Here is a 13,707-nt window from a genome sequence, read left to right as displayed (position 1 = left end):
GCCTGTTGTTATCGGGTTATTCGAAATGCACCTGGGCGGTCTGTGCCAGGCCTTCAGTGTTGCCAGCCCACAGTTCTGCGACGCCGGTGGCGGTGATGCGCCCGCCGACCTGAAAAGGCTGTGGCGCAATCAGTGGGCGCACGCCGCGATAGGCAAAGCGGCGCAAGGTCGCCTCAGGGTGCGCTCGGCAGAACGCACGCAGGTTCAAGGTGGCGATCAGCGGGCCATGCACCACCAGGCCGGCATAGCCTTCGGTGCCGGTGACATAGGGGTAGTCGTAGTGGATGCGGTGGCCGTTGAACGTGACGGCGCTGTAGCGGAACAACAGGGTCGGCGTCGGCTCGACGGCCTCTGTCCATTCGCCCCGGGCCAGCGCGTCGCCGCTGCCAGGCTTGGGTGGCGTGGGTTCGCGGTAGACGATGTCCTGCTCCTCGCGGATGGCCAGGCGCCCTTCCTGGGAGTAGTCATGACGCACGGTGACAAATAGCAGTGAGCCGGTGCGCCCGGTCTTTTCTTCAACCTGGGTGATGGTCGACACGCGCGTAGCCGCCTCGCCAGCCCGCAGTGGGTGCAGAAATTCAAGACGCCCACCGGCCCACATGCGATTGCGGTTATCGGCCGGCGGCAGGAACCCGCCGCGTGCCGGATGGCCGTCGCTGCCCAACGCCACCTCCGGCAGCGGGTCCTGGAAAAAGCACCATTGCCACAACGCAGGCACAGCGTCGCCGTCGGCAGGCACCTCTTCACCTAATGTGGCGGCGATGCGCTTGAGCAGGTTATGGCTCAGGTGGTCGTAGGCGGTCTCACTTCGGCCGATCCAATCAGTGGCGCTCATCGGGTGCAGGTCCTCAGGCAGTGGGTGTCTGCCGAGGATCATGCAAGGGCCAGCCCGTTCTGAGAATTTGCATTTCAATAAACCAGCGTTCGGTTATGCTGAACGCCAATTTAATTGGAAAACACCGCACATCCCTGTGGGAGCGGGCTTGCTCGCGAAAGCGCAGTGTCAGTCACTGAATACATTGCCTGATACACCGCTTTCGCGAGCAAGCCCGCTCCCACATTTGGGTCTTCATTGTGATGAGGTTTGGTGTTTATACCGGGAGCCTTGCATGCACTTCGATCTCGCCGACCTGCGCCTGTTTATCCATATCGCCGAATCCCCCAGCCTCACTCAGGGTGCCAAGCGCGCCTTCCTGTCGCCGGCTGCCGCCAGTGCGCGGATCAAGGCCCTGGAAGGACAGCTCGACACGCGCCTGTTGTACCGCGACAGCCGGGGCGTGGAAATCACTCCGGCAGGCGAGCGCCTGTTACACCATGCGCGGTTGATCATGCGCCAGGTGGATTACCTCAAAAGCGAGTTCACCCAATACGGCGTGGATTCGGCCGGGCATATCCGTATCTTCGCCAACACCACGGCGGTCACCGAGTTTTTGCCGGAAGTCCTGGCAGGCTTTCTGTCACAGCGCCCGGGCGTCACCGTCGACCTGCAGGAACGCCTGTCACGAGACATCGTGCGCGGGGTGCTCGATGGCACCAGTGACATGGGTATCATCGCCGGCCCCGTGGAAGCCTCCGGCCTGCAAGTGTTGCATTTCAGCACCGATGAACTGGTGCTGATGGTGCCCGTCGGGCATGCCTTGGCCGAACTGCCTTCGGTCACCCTCGAGCAGACCCTGGCGTATCAGCATATCGGCCTGCATGAAGGCAGCACGCTGTTGAGTTTCCTGCGTGAACACGTCGAGCGTCTGGGCAAGCAATTGTCGCTGCGTATCCAGGTCTCGAGCTTCGAGGCGATCTGCCGGATGGTCGAGGCCGGCGTTGGCATTGGCATCATTCCAGAGTCCGCCGCCCTGCGTCACAGCCGCACCATGCAGCTGGTGACGGTGAAACTGGACGAGCCCTGGGCGATTCGCGAGCGCAGCATCCTGGTACGCGAGCTGGAAGCGCTGCCGGGGACCATACGCGCCCTGATCGCCACGTTGATGCCTGCCCCCCTGGGCAAATCCTGATGTTTTTATAAGCGGCCGTTAACAGTCTTTGACAGTTTCCCGACAAAGCACTCAAAGATTCTCAGCACCCGCCGCCCTAGCATTCCAGCATCCAAATCATCATTCGGGTGCTCTTGATGTTTCGCAGACTGCGCGGTATTCCGCTATTGGGTTGCCTGTTGGGCAGTATCGGTTGCCACTCGCAACCGCCTGCCCCGCCGCCGATTCAAAAAGGTGATTACGGCGCAATCATCCGCTACCTGCAGACCCGCATTCCCCAGGAGATGGCGCGGGACAATGTGGCGGGATTGTCGATTGCCCTGGTCAATGGCCAGGAGCTGATCTGGGCCCGCGGCTTTGGCCTGGCTGACAAAGACCTGGGGGTGCCGGTCACGCCCAATACCGCGTTTCGCGCCGGTGGCATCTCCAAGCTGCTGACCGCCACGGCGGCGCTGCAACTGGTGGAGCAGCAACACCTGGCGCTGGATGCGCCGATCCAGCAGACCCTGCGAGAGTTCTACGTACGCTCCCGCTTTCACAGCGACCAGGCCGAGGCGGATCGAGCGATCACCTTGCGGCGCTTGCTCAGCCATCAATCCGGCTTGCCCAGCGAGCACCTGCGCGACCTGCGCAGCACCTATGCCATGGGGCAGATGCCGATGCGTGTGTCGGGTGTGTGGCTGAGCAGCCTGCCGGGTTCCCAGGTGGCGTATTCCAACCTTGGCTATGCCTTGGTGGGCGCCGCCATTGAGCGTAGCAGCGGCAAAAGCTTCGAAGCCCAGTTACAAAGCAGCCTGCTCACACCCTTGCGAATGAACCAGTCCAGTTTCCTGGGTACCGGTGCGCAAATGAGCTATCGCGCCCACGGCTACGAGGATGGCAAGGCCAGCACCGACCCCCAGGTGCGTGACCTCGCCGCCGGTGGCCTGTGGACCAGCCCCAAAGACCTCAGCCGCTACGTGCGCATGCTGTTTGCCAAGGGCACCTACAAGGGCCGTCAGATCCTCGGCAGCGCTTCTATCGATGCCATGTTTACCCAGCAAAACACCGGCAACGCCTTGGATTTCGACTGCCAGATGGGCTTGGGCTGGTTCTTGGCGCCCTGTGGTGACGAGCCCATCGGCCCCGGTGTGCGCACCTACCAGCACAGCGGTGGCGGCGACGACTTCGTGGCCCAGTTGACCCTGCTACCGGATCAGCAACTGGCCGTGGTCATCATGGCCAACGACAGCAACGCCGAAGACATGGTGGTGTCGCTGACCACCGACAGTCTGCGCCTGATGCTCCAGGCTCAGACCGGCAAGCCCGTATGCGCCGACGACTGCCAGGCCCCCAGCCACGGCCTCAAGCTGCGCCACGTACCGGCGGCGGTGGATCGCAAGCGCCTGGCCGGCTTCTACGCGACCGCCTGGGGCGTGTTCCGCATCAGAGATGAGCATGCCCGTTTGAGCGGTGAACTGGCCGGCTACGATTTCCAGCTATTGCTTGATGAGCAAGGCTGGCTGCGGGCGCAGAAAAAGATACTGGGGTTCTGGCGCAAGGACCTCGGCGATTTGGGCCGCGTGCAGCTGGATGTCCTCACGGTACAAGGCCGCCAAATGCTCACCGCCCGCAGCCACGGCCAACGCATTGCCATCGGCGAGCGCATCGAGCCGCCGCCCTTGTCCGCAGCCTGGGCCAACACGGTCGGCACCTACCAGGTGCTCAGCAGCCATGAACCCGACGCGCCATTGAGTGGCATCAGCGTGCGCCAGGAGGACGGTTTCCTGGTGATTCGCGGCCAATTGCACGGCGAGCCGCTGACCGACTACATCCTGCTGCCCATCGACAACGCCCATGCGGTGCTGGCCGGCAACGGCTACGGCCTGGGCGATACGGTCAGCCGCCAGGTCAACGGCCTGAGTGCTTCGGGCTACTCGTTCAAACGCACCCATTCACCCCACACACCCTTGAACCTCTAACCAGGAAAACACCCTGATGCACTCAAAAAACCTGTGCCTGTCATTGACCTCACTGTGCCTGCTCGCCGCCGCCGATACGGCGCTTGCCGAAGACTGGCAATACAGCCTCAAGGCCGGCATGGCCAACGCACCCCGCTACAGTGGCAGCGACGAACGTATGACGGCGCCTGTGCTCGGCGGCAAAATCATCAGCCCTTGGGGCGTCTTCCTCGACACTGATACGGGCTTGGGCTGGGGTTACGAAGGTGATGCCCTGAGCTTCAGCGCATACGTTGGCGCAAGCGATTCGCGCAAGGATAAAAATGAAAGCATGCATGCCGGCTCCAAACGCCTCAAAGGCATGGGCGAGATCAAGTCACGTCCGCAATTGGGGGTAAGTACCGCCTACAACCTCGGCGGTGTGATCATCGGCGCCACCCTGGAACATGCGCTTGAAGAAGATAAACACAAGGAAACCGGCAAGGCTTTTACCCACCTGGAGTTGAGCCTGGGTACCCATCTCTATGAAGGCCGCTACGGCTCCGTCGATGCCGCCATCAACAGCCACTTCGGTGACCGCAACTACCTGCAAACCTGGTACGGCGTGACTGCCGACCAGGCCACCCGCAGCCGCTTCAAGGAATACAAGGCAAGTGCCGGCAATATCAGCAATGGCATGAACCTCTCATGGAGCGTGCCGATCAACGAACACACGCAGTTCTCGACCTTGCTCGATGTGCAATACCTGGCGAATGAAGCAGGCAAGAGCCCGATTGTGGAGCAGCGGCTGCAGGCGTCGGTGTTGGGGGAGCTGCAGTACACCTTCTGATCTGACTTGCCCTCTGTAGGAGCGAGCTTGCTCGCGAAAAACTCGCAGGCGCCGCGTTTATCCAGAAAACACGCGTTATCGTTGAGGTTCTTCGCGAGCAAGCTCGCTCCTACAGGATGGCATGGGGGCAAGCCGCCTTACTCTGCATAGGCCCACGTCATTCGAAACGACGCCCCGCCCCACTCCGAATCCTGCACTTCCACCTGCCCGCCATGCCACTGGCTGACACGCTTGACCAGCGCCAGGCCCAGGCCAAATCCGCCTGTGCGGCGGTCGCGGCTGGCGTCAAGGCGCAGGAAGGGTTCGAATATCTTGGTGCGACCCTCCAGCGGTACCCCCGGCCCATCGTCGTTGACCCGCACTTCGTAACCGCTGCCAAACTTGACCAGCGACACTTCCACGCGACGATCGGCATAACGAATCGCGTTGCGCAGCAGGTTGATCACGGCCCGCGCCATAAAGCGTGGCTCGATCTGGATAACGTCCACCTCGCAGGTGCGCAACGACAACTGCACCCCTTCTGCTTCGGCCTCCAGGGCCACGCTGCCGATCACACTGTCGAGCCAACTGTGGGCCTCGATTTGCTCGCGGGTGACCTGGGTAGCGCCTGGCTCAAGGCTGGCATAGGTCAACAGCTCGGAGACCATTTCTTCCAGTTCACCGAGGTCGGCGTACATGTCGTTGATCAACGCTCGGCTTTGCCGTGGGTCACTCTGCTGCCTGAGCTGGTCCAGCTCGAATGACAGCCGCGCAATCGGCGTGCGCAATTCGTGGGAGACCGCGTTGGTGAGTTCGCGCTGGTTGGCGATCAAACCTTCGATGCGCTCGGCCATCTGGTTGAAGTGCCCGGCCAGTGAGCGCACGGTGGAGCGACTCGGCAGCAAGATGCGCGAGCCCAGGTCATTGTCACCGAAACGTTGCGCTGCCAGGCGGATGTGCTCCAGGTCGCGCCAGTGTGGACGCACCCAGAAATACAGGACGATGGCCAGGCTCACGCCCAGGAAGCCATAGGCCCACAGGTATAACCACTTGGGTTCTTCCGGCAATCTGATTTCGAGCAGTTGCGGGCCGTCGTCGATAGGCGCGAGAAATTTCATGAAGTCTTCGCGCACCACCACCTGGTCAGCCGCCAGGAGTTTCTGTTCCCGTTCGCTCAAATCCTGGGTGTCGCGCTGCACCAATTTGAGCCGCAAGCCGTAATGCGGTTGCAGCTCGTCCAGGCGTGCCTGGCGTGCCTCTGCCTGCACGGGGCGCAGTTGCTCCACCAGGGCCCAGGCCGGGCCGCGCAGGGCTTCACGGTTATAGGTTTCGTTGGACTCGGGCATGTAGGCGTCCAGGCCGTAGTTGACCAACCAGATCGACCCGGCCAGACCGAGCGCGAGAATCAGATAGAGGCGCAGATACAAGCGCAGCATCTACACCTCCCACGCGAACGGATTGAACAGGTAGCCCTTGCCCCAGATGGTCTTGATGCACACCGGCTCGCGGGGGTTGTCATTGAGCTTGCCGCGCAGTTTGCTGATGTACACGTCTACGCTGCGGTTCAGGCCGTCAAAAGCGATGCCGCGCATGCGGTTGAGGATGTCGTCGCGAGAGAGAATCTTGCCCGCGCTGCTGGCCAGCAACCACAGCAACTCGAATTCCATGGTGGTGAGGTCAATGGTCTCGCCGCCCAGGCGGACCACCCGGCAACTGCGATCAATCGACAAGCGGCCAAATTCCAGGGCACCGCGCACGGTGGGCTCGGGCACTTGACGGCGCTGCAGCGCACGCAGGCGCGCCAACAACACCGGCGGTTTGATCGGCTTGATTACGTAGTCGTCAGCACCGGACTCAAGGCCAAGGATATGGTCCAGGTCATCTTCCTTGGCGGTGAGGATCACGATGGGCGTGTCCGACACGTTGCGAATCTCGCGGCAGACATGCAGCCCGCTCTGACCCGGCAGCATCAGATCGAGCACGACGATCTTCGGCTTGAAATCCAGGAACGCCGCCAAGGCTTCATCACCCCGGTACACCACCCGTACCTCGAAACCATGCTGCGACAGAAAATGCGAGACCAGCCCTGCCAGCTTTTCATCGTCCTCAACGAGCAAGACCTTGCCCAGACCCAGGTTTTCCATAAGTTCTCAGTGTGGATGCGCGGATTGAAATGGGGCCATTATAGGTGGCAAGCTGGCCGACAGATGTGGCTGACCAGTCCACAGCGAAGAAGCTTCATGCTTTTAAGAGTTTTTAACAAATAGCCTGCACTTTTTAACGCCATTGACAGGGAGTTCTATGCGCAAGGATTACCTGGCGTTCTTCATTTCGCTGTTCCTTTCACGGCTGGCCGACCAGGTTTTGCTGTTTATCGTGCCCCTGATCGTATTCCAGACCACTCAAAGCGTGTCGTGGGCGGGGCTGGCGTTTTTTGTCGAGTCACTGCCGCGCTACCTGGCTTTTCCGGTGTGCGGGGCATTGTGCGACAGGTTTTCACCGGTGCGTATCCTGCATATCAGCCAGGTGTATCGGGCCGTGGCCTGCGTGGTGGCGATGGCGCTGTATGGGCTGTTCGACGGTATCCATTGGCTGGTCATGCTGTCCGCGGTATGCGGCGTGTTGACCACCCAGGGCATAATGGCGCGGGAAGTGGTGATGCCGCATATCTTCGAGCATTACACCTACGCCAAGACCTTGTCCTATTCGCAGATCGCCGACCAGAGCGGGCTGGTGCTCGGGCCATTGGTGGCGGCGCTGATGCTGGAAGTCTGGGCGTGGCCTTGGGTGGTGCTGGGGGTCGCCGTGCTGTTTGTGCTGGCGGACCTGGCGATGCTGATCTGGCAGCGCCACACCACGGTGGACCTGCACATCCATGAACAACAGCCGGGTAACTGGCTGCAACCCCTGCGCACCGCTTTTGGCCACATCCTCAACCGGGTGGAGTTGAAACGCATCATCGTCCTGGCGGTCGGTGTGAACCTGATGGTCGGCGTGACGCTGGCCACCTCGGCTGCCATGGTCACCGGCCACTACGCAGCGGGCAAAGACACCTATGCCCTGCTGCAAGCCGCCGGGGCGCTGGTGACCATCGCGATTCTGTTCTACCTGGCGCATTCATCACTGAAGCTGAAGGTACTGGGCGGGTTGTCGTACTCGATGATCACCGTCGGCGCGCTGATCACAGCGCTCAGCCCCGGCGTGTGGGCCTACGCGGTGGGGTTCCTGCTGCTGACCGGCTTTGACAAGATGTTCAACGTGTACCTGCGCAGCACCCGACAACGGGTGATTCCGGTGCAGGACTTCGGCAAGACAGTCGGCGTGATGACCTTGCTCAACAACCTGGCCCAGCCCTTGGCGGGCTTGATGATTGCCGTGCTGGCAGCACCCTTGGGCACGCCAACGGTGATCCTGCTGCTGGCGGGGATCACCGCGTTGATCGGTGTGGCCGTGGCCTCAGGCTGGCACGCCACTGTGAAAGCGGAACTCGACGTCGGGTGATTCGATCAGGTCCTGCTCGGTGGCTCGCACCCGGTCGATCACCTGGGCGATGTCCTTGGCGTCGCCGTACTGGTAAGCCAGCTTCAAGTAACCCTGGAAGTGCCGCGCCTCGCTTTTGAGCAAGCCGAAGTAGAACTTGCCGAGTTCTTCGTCCAAATGCGGCACCAGCGCTTCGAAACGCTCGCAACTGCGCGCTTCGATAAAGGCGCCCACCACCAGGGTGTCTACCAGCTTGACCGGCTCATGGCTGCGCACCACCTTGCGCAAACCCGAGGCATAACGGCCGGCGTGCAGTTGACGCAGTTCGACCTTGCGCTTTTTCATCAGGCGCATGACCTGCTCGTGGTGCACCAACTCTTCGCGGGCCAGGCGCGACATCATGTTGATCAGGTCAACGTGGCCGTAGTACTTGGCCATCAGGCTCAAGGCGGTGCTGGCGGCTTTGAATTCGCAGTTCTTGTGGTCGATCAGCAGGGTTTCCTGATCGGCCAACGCGGCCTGGACCCAGGCATCGGGGGTGCGGCAGCCGAGGAATTCATGGATTTCGGGCAGGTTCATCGGGCTCACGGGCAAAGGATCACAAAAGGGCGCCGATTATACCGACCCCGTCGCAGACCACCAGCCACCGGCCTTGATGTGTATCAACATGACGGCTGCCGGCCAGCAACTATAGTTATCCAACGCCCGCCCTTTTGGAGATCCCGACCATGCAAGCCATCCGCAGCATCCTGGTGGTCATCGAACCCGAGCATTCGGAAAGCCTGGCCCTCAAGCGTGCCAAGCTGATTGCCAAAGTGACCGACGCGCACCTGCACTTGCTGGTCTGTGACAAGAAGCACGAGCATTCGGCGCTGCTGAGCCTGCTCAAGGAAGGCTTGAAAGAAGACGGCTACAGCGTCACCACCGAGCAGGCCTGGAACGACAGCCTGCATGAAACCATCATCGATGTGCAGCAAGCCGAAGGCTGTGGCCTGGTGATCAAACAGCACTTCCCCGACAACCCTCTGAAAAAAGCCCTGCTGACCCCGGCGGACTGGAAGTTGCTGCGCTATTGCCCGACGCCGGTGTTGCTGGTCAAGACCGCCACCCCTTGGGCAGGCGGCGTGATCCTGGCGGCCATCGATGTGGGCAACGCCGACGGCGAACACCGCTCGCTGCATAATTCGATCATCGACCATGGCTTTGATATCGCCAGCCTCGCCAAAGCGCAGTTGCATGTGATCAGTGCTCACCCCTCGCCCATGCTGTCGGCGGCAGACCCGACCTTTCAGCTCAAGGAAACCATCGAGGCGCGCTATCGCGAGCAATGCAAGGCCTTCCAGGCCGAGTTCGACGTGGACGACAGGCACCTGCATATCGAGGAAGGCCCGGCCGATGTGCTGATCCCCCATATTGCCCATCGCTTGCAGGCGGCGGTGACCATTATCGGCACGGTGGCGCGCACGGGGATTTCCGGCGCGTTGATCGGCAATACCGCAGAAGTGGTGCTGGATGCGGTGCAAAGCGATGTGCTGGTGCTCAAGCCGCAGACGCTCATGGACCATCTGCAAGAGCTGGCGACCAAGCCCTGACACCGACCTTCAGGCAATGTGGATCAAATGTGGGAGCTGGCTTGCCTGCGATTGCGGTGGGTCAGCTGGCGCATTTGCTCCTGATACACCGCTATCGCAGGCAAGCCAGCTCCCACATTGACCTCGCCAGTCAATTAACCCAGCGCATCTTTCAAGAACCCAGGCGCGATATAGCGCTGGTAATGCGCCTCGGACAAGATAAAGAACTCGCGATCAATGGCATCGCGCAGTTCAGGCAGCGCCCAGTCGCGAAACTCCGGCAACAGCACCATGCCGTACGCCTCCAGGTTATTGATCACCCGGGCCCCACGGGCGATCAACTGGTAGGCCCAACAATACTCGGACTGGTGTGGCACAAAGCGAATCTTGCGTTGCTCCAACTGCCCGCGCAGTGTCTTGGGGTCGAAAACCTCCACTTTGCCGGCCATGACCTGCACCAACAGCTGCTCAAGCCTGAGCCAGACCGCACGCTTTTCTTCTTCGTTATAGCCGTTCCACTGGATCACTTCATGGTGAAAGCGCTTGCATCCACGGCACACGAGATCGCCGTAGACCGTAGAGCACAGGCCGACGCAGGGGGTCTTGATGGTTTGGTTGGGCATGGGCAGCAACACGCAAATCAGCGAAACAGTGCGCCATGTTAGCCCTTTGTCTAAGGTTGATCACCCAGCAAACTTGAGTAGGCAACTTACCTTTAGATTTTTTTTGCCGTAGAATCACCCGGCCTTGTAAGGCGCCAATAATCCGCTGGAAGCTGTTTTCAAAGCGTCACGAGCACAGTCGTTCCTTCAGAACGGTGTTGGCGCAGGTTCGACCCGGTAGGTCAGAGCCCGCGCCAACCCTCATCAGCTCCGTTCTGCAGGCGTAAAACTTTGAAAGCAGCTTCTGTAAGAAATGGCGGCAGCGCTGGCTTTGCGGCCCAAAAAGCCCCCGAGCGCATGCGTGCCGTTCATTTCTGGATGAGCGTCCCGTGGGACCACTGATGAGGGTAATAACTGTGCTTGAAGCCTACCGCAAACATATCGAAGAGCGTGCCGCACTGGGTATCGTTCCCCAGCCGCTTAACGCCGAACAAACCGCAGGCCTGGTCGAGCTGCTGAAAAATCCTCCGGCTGGCGAAGAAGAATTCCTCGTTGACCTGATCACCAACCGCATTCCACCAGGCGTTGACGAAGCCGCTTACGTCAAGGCCGGTTTCCTGTCTGCCCTGGCCAAGGGCGAAGCCACTTCCCCCCTGATCGACAAGAAACGCGCTGTTGAACTGCTCGGCACCATGCAAGGCGGCTACAACATCGTGACGTTGGTCGAGCTGCTGGACGACGCCGAACTGGCACCCGTCGCGGCCGCCCAACTCAAGCACACCCTGCTGATGTTCGATGCGTTCCACGACGTCGCCGAAAAAGCCCGCAACGGCAACGAGCACGCCAAAGGCGTGATCCAGTCCTGGGCTGACGGCGAGTGGTTCCGCAACCGCCCTACCCTGGCCGACAAGATCAGCCTGCGCGTCTTCAAGGTCACCGGCGAAACCAACACCGACGACCTGTCGCCTGCGCCTGATGCCTGGTCCCGTCCTGACATCCCGCTGCACGCCCTGGCCATGCTGAAAATGGCGCGTGAAGGCATCGTGCCGGACGAGCAAGGCAAGACCGGCCCGATGAAGCAGATCGAAGAGATGCGCGGCCAAGGCTTCCCGATCGCCTACGTCGGTGACGTGGTCGGTACCGGTTCGTCGCGTAAGTCGGCAACCAACTCGGTATTGTGGTTCTTCGGTGACGACGTGCCTTACGTGCCGAACAAGCGTGCTGGCGGTTTCTGCTTCGGCAGCAAGATCGCTCCGATCTTCTACAACACCATGGAAGATGCTGGCGCACTGCCAATCGAATTCGACGTTACCAACATGAACATGGGCGACGTGATCGACCTGTACCCGCATGCTGGCAAAGTCTGCAAACACGGCACCGACGAAGTCCTGACCACCTTCGAAATGAAGACCCCGGTGCTGTTGGACGAAGTTCGCGCCGGCGGCCGTATCCCGCTGATCATCGGCCGCGGCCTGACCGACAAGGCACGCGCTGAGCTGGGCCTGGGCCCTACCGACCTGTTCAAGCTGCCTGAAGCGCCTGTCGACACCGGCAAGGGCTTCACCCTGGCGCAGAAAATGGTCGGCAAGGCCTGTGGCCTGCCAGAAGGCAAAGGCGTTCGTCCAGGCACCTACTGCGAGCCGAAGATGACCACCGTGGGGTCCCAGGACACCACCGGCCCAATGACCCGTGATGAACTCAAAGACCTGGCGTGCCTGGGCTTCTCGACCGACCTGGTGATGCAGTCCTTCTGCCACACCGCGGCTTACCCCAAGCCGATCGACGTGACCACCCACCACACCCTGCCTGACTTCATCATGACCCGTGGCGGTGTATCGCTGCGTCCAGGCGACGGCATCATCCACAGTTGGCTGAACCGCATGCTGCTGCCGGACACCGTCGGTACCGGTGGCGACTCCCACACCCGTTTCCCGATGGGCATCTCGTTCCCGGCCGGTTCTGGCCTGGTCGCGTTCGCCGCAGCCACTGGCGTAATGCCACTGGACATGCCGGAATCGATTCTGGTGCGCTTCAAAGGCAAGATGAAACCTGGCATCACCCTGCGTGACCTGGTGCATGCCATTCCTTACTACGCGATCCAGGCTGGCCTGCTGACCGTAGAGAAGAAAGGCAAGAAGAACGCCTTCTCTGGCCGCATCCTGGAAATCGAAGGCCTGAACGACCTGACGCTGGAACAGGCTTTCGAGCTGTCCGACGCCTCGGCTGAACGTTCGGCTGCCGGTTGCACCATCAAGCTGTCCAAAGAGTCCGTCACCGAGTACCTGAACTCCAACATCACCCTGCTGCGCTGGATGATCGGCGAAGGCTACGGCGATGCACGCACCCTGGAACGTCGCGCCCAAGCGATGGAAGCCTGGGTTGCCAACCCGGAGTTGATGGAAGCCGATGCCGACGCCGAATATGCCGAAATCATCGAAATCGATCTGTCGGAAATCAACGAGCCGATCCTCTGCGCGCCAAACGACCCGGACGACGCCCGTCTGCTGTCCAGCGTCGCTGGCGAGAAGATCGACGAAGTGTTCATCGGTTCGTGCATGACCAACATCGGCCACTTCCGCGCTGCCGGTAAGCTGCTGGAGCAGGTCAAGGGCCAGTTGCCGACTCGTCTGTGGCTGTCGCCGCCGACCAAGATGGACGCTCACCAACTGACCGAAGAAGGCTACTACGGCATCTACGGCAAGGCTGGCGCACGTATGGAAATGCCAGGCTGCTCGCTGTGCATGGGCAACCAGGCACGCGTTGAGCCGAACTCCACCGTCGTGTCGACCTCGACCCGTAACTTCCCGAACCGCCTGGGTGATGGTGCAAACGTCTACCTGGCATCGGCTGAGCTGGCGGCAGTCGCCTCCACTCTGGGTCGCCTGCCGACCGTCGAAGAGTACATGGGCTACGCAGCGAAACTGGACACCATGGCCAGTGACGTCTACCGCTACCTGAACTTCGACCAGATCGCTGAGTTCCGCAAGATCGCAGCAAGCGCCAACATCCCGGTGATTCAAGCCTAACGGTGTGTTGATGTGAAAGGCGCCGCGTATCGCAAGGTACGCGGCGTTTTTTTGCGTGCGCCAAAAGGGTAACGGATGTCAATCCAGGCTCCCGCTCCCCCTTAAAGAGTTGTATCAGACTGAAAAGTACTGGCCGCCGACAACCTTTGCACGACGACCTACCAGATCAGGTAGTTGTCCCTCTACGCCTTGAAGGCTAAAACTCTCTACACCCTGACGCCTGTATCACGGAACCCACCAGCTCTGGATGTACTTCGCGCTGTAAGCCGTACCCCTTAATAAAAAAAACAAA

The 13,707-nt window shown here is 60.8% G+C and carries 11 protein-coding genes; 6 read left to right on the top strand and 5 right to left on the bottom strand.

Annotated features, from left to right (window positions below):
- Positions 1-16: 16 nt before the first annotated feature.
- Positions 17-835, bottom strand: coding sequence for a MaoC family dehydratase N-terminal domain-containing protein (locus AB9N64_RS02440; protein WP_019820163.1), 819 nt, complete (start codon positions 833-835; stop codon positions 17-19).
- Between the two features lie 274 nt (positions 836-1,109).
- Here AB9N64_RS02440 and AB9N64_RS02435 point away from each other — a divergent pair, with 274 nt between their 5' ends.
- The 3 genes from AB9N64_RS02435 (at position 1,110) to AB9N64_RS02425 (ending at position 4,757) form a co-directional block, all read left to right on the top strand.
- Entirely contained in the window at positions 1,110-2,009 is a 900-nt protein-coding gene (locus AB9N64_RS02435; protein ID WP_014718343.1) for a LysR family transcriptional regulator, read from the top strand.
- Positions 2,010-2,125: 116 nt separating this feature from the next.
- On the top strand, positions 2,126-3,949 hold the full coding sequence (locus AB9N64_RS02430) for a serine hydrolase domain-containing protein (RefSeq protein ID WP_371359937.1): 1,824 nt from the start codon (positions 2,126-2,128) through the stop codon (positions 3,947-3,949).
- Between the two features lie 16 nt (positions 3,950-3,965).
- Positions 3,966-4,757: a MipA/OmpV family protein gene (locus AB9N64_RS02425; protein ID WP_032902151.1), complete on the top strand. Its 792-nt coding sequence runs from the start codon at positions 3,966-3,968 to the stop codon at positions 4,755-4,757.
- A gap of 137 nt (positions 4,758-4,894) precedes the next feature.
- Here AB9N64_RS02425 and AB9N64_RS02420 read toward each other — a convergent pair whose 3' ends face one another.
- Together AB9N64_RS02420 and AB9N64_RS02415 are read right to left on the bottom strand one after the other, a co-directional pair.
- Positions 4,895-6,172 (bottom strand): ATP-binding protein, encoded by a 1,278-nt coding sequence (locus AB9N64_RS02420; RefSeq protein ID WP_014718340.1) that lies wholly within the window; start codon positions 6,170-6,172, stop codon positions 4,895-4,897.
- Positions 6,173-6,880 carry a response regulator gene (locus AB9N64_RS02415; RefSeq protein ID WP_014718339.1) on the bottom strand — a complete coding sequence of 236 codons (708 nt, stop codon included), beginning with the start codon at positions 6,878-6,880 and terminating at the stop codon, positions 6,173-6,175. It abuts the gene before it with no gap.
- A 157-nt stretch (positions 6,881-7,037) separates the two neighbouring features.
- On the opposite strand from AB9N64_RS02415, the gene AB9N64_RS02410 reads away from it, so the two are divergent.
- Positions 7,038-8,237, top strand: coding sequence for an MFS transporter (locus AB9N64_RS02410; protein WP_019820166.1), 1,200 nt, complete (start codon positions 7,038-7,040; stop codon positions 8,235-8,237).
- Here the strand turns inward: AB9N64_RS02410 and AB9N64_RS02405 are convergent.
- Positions 8,193-8,795: a tRNA-(ms[2]io[6]A)-hydroxylase gene (locus AB9N64_RS02405; protein WP_014718337.1), complete on the bottom strand. Its 603-nt coding sequence runs from the start codon at positions 8,793-8,795 to the stop codon at positions 8,193-8,195. The genes AB9N64_RS02410 and AB9N64_RS02405 overlap by 45 nt on opposite strands.
- A 149-nt stretch (positions 8,796-8,944) precedes the next feature.
- Between AB9N64_RS02405 and AB9N64_RS02400 the strand changes: the two genes are divergently transcribed.
- Positions 8,945-9,808, top strand: a complete 864-nt coding sequence (locus AB9N64_RS02400) for a universal stress protein (RefSeq protein WP_014718336.1) — start codon at positions 8,945-8,947, stop codon at positions 9,806-9,808.
- Between the two features lie 134 nt (positions 9,809-9,942).
- On the opposite strand, the gene AB9N64_RS02395 is transcribed toward AB9N64_RS02400, so the two are convergent.
- Positions 9,943-10,410, bottom strand: a complete 468-nt coding sequence (locus tag AB9N64_RS02395) for a DUF1289 domain-containing protein (protein WP_003190830.1) — start codon at positions 10,408-10,410, stop codon at positions 9,943-9,945.
- Positions 10,411-10,805: 395 nt separating this feature from the next.
- Here AB9N64_RS02395 and acnB point away from each other — a divergent pair, with 395 nt between their 5' ends.
- Positions 10,806-13,415, top strand: a complete 2,610-nt coding sequence (acnB, locus tag AB9N64_RS02390) for a bifunctional aconitate hydratase 2/2-methylisocitrate dehydratase (protein WP_003190828.1) — start codon at positions 10,806-10,808, stop codon at positions 13,413-13,415.
- Positions 13,416-13,707: the final 292 nt, after the last annotated feature.

It is taken from the genome of Pseudomonas sp. KT_2_4, from assembly GCF_041410225.1.
Taxonomy (GTDB): Bacteria; Pseudomonadota; Gammaproteobacteria; order Pseudomonadales; family Pseudomonadaceae; genus Aquipseudomonas; species Aquipseudomonas paracarnis.
The sequence above is the reverse complement of the archived record's forward strand: the minus strand, read 5'-3'. Positions and strand labels throughout refer to the sequence as shown.

Bases quoted from the DNA above. Each gene is read 5' to 3' on its own strand.
- AB9N64_RS02440 (WP_019820163.1), bottom strand. From the start codon at position 835: ATGAGCGCCACTGATTGGATCGGCCGAAGTGAGACCGCCTACGACCAC.
- AB9N64_RS02435 (WP_014718343.1), top strand. From the start codon at position 1,110: ATGCACTTCGATCTCGCCGACCTGCGCCTGTTTATCCATATCGCCGAA.
- AB9N64_RS02430 (WP_371359937.1), top strand. From the start codon at position 2,126: ATGTTTCGCAGACTGCGCGGTATTCCGCTATTGGGTTGCCTGTTGGGC.
- AB9N64_RS02425 (WP_032902151.1), top strand. From the start codon at position 3,966: ATGCACTCAAAAAACCTGTGCCTGTCATTGACCTCACTGTGCCTGCTC.
- AB9N64_RS02420 (WP_014718340.1), bottom strand. From the start codon at position 6,172: ATGCTGCGCTTGTATCTGCGCCTCTATCTGATTCTCGCGCTCGGTCTG.
- AB9N64_RS02415 (WP_014718339.1), bottom strand. From the start codon at position 6,880: ATGGAAAACCTGGGTCTGGGCAAGGTCTTGCTCGTTGAGGACGATGAA.
- AB9N64_RS02410 (WP_019820166.1), top strand. From the start codon at position 7,038: ATGCGCAAGGATTACCTGGCGTTCTTCATTTCGCTGTTCCTTTCACGG.
- AB9N64_RS02405 (WP_014718337.1), bottom strand. From the start codon at position 8,795: ATGAACCTGCCCGAAATCCATGAATTCCTCGGCTGCCGCACCCCCGAT.
- AB9N64_RS02400 (WP_014718336.1), top strand. From the start codon at position 8,945: ATGCAAGCCATCCGCAGCATCCTGGTGGTCATCGAACCCGAGCATTCG.
- AB9N64_RS02395 (WP_003190830.1), bottom strand. From the start codon at position 10,410: ATGCCCAACCAAACCATCAAGACCCCCTGCGTCGGCCTGTGCTCTACG.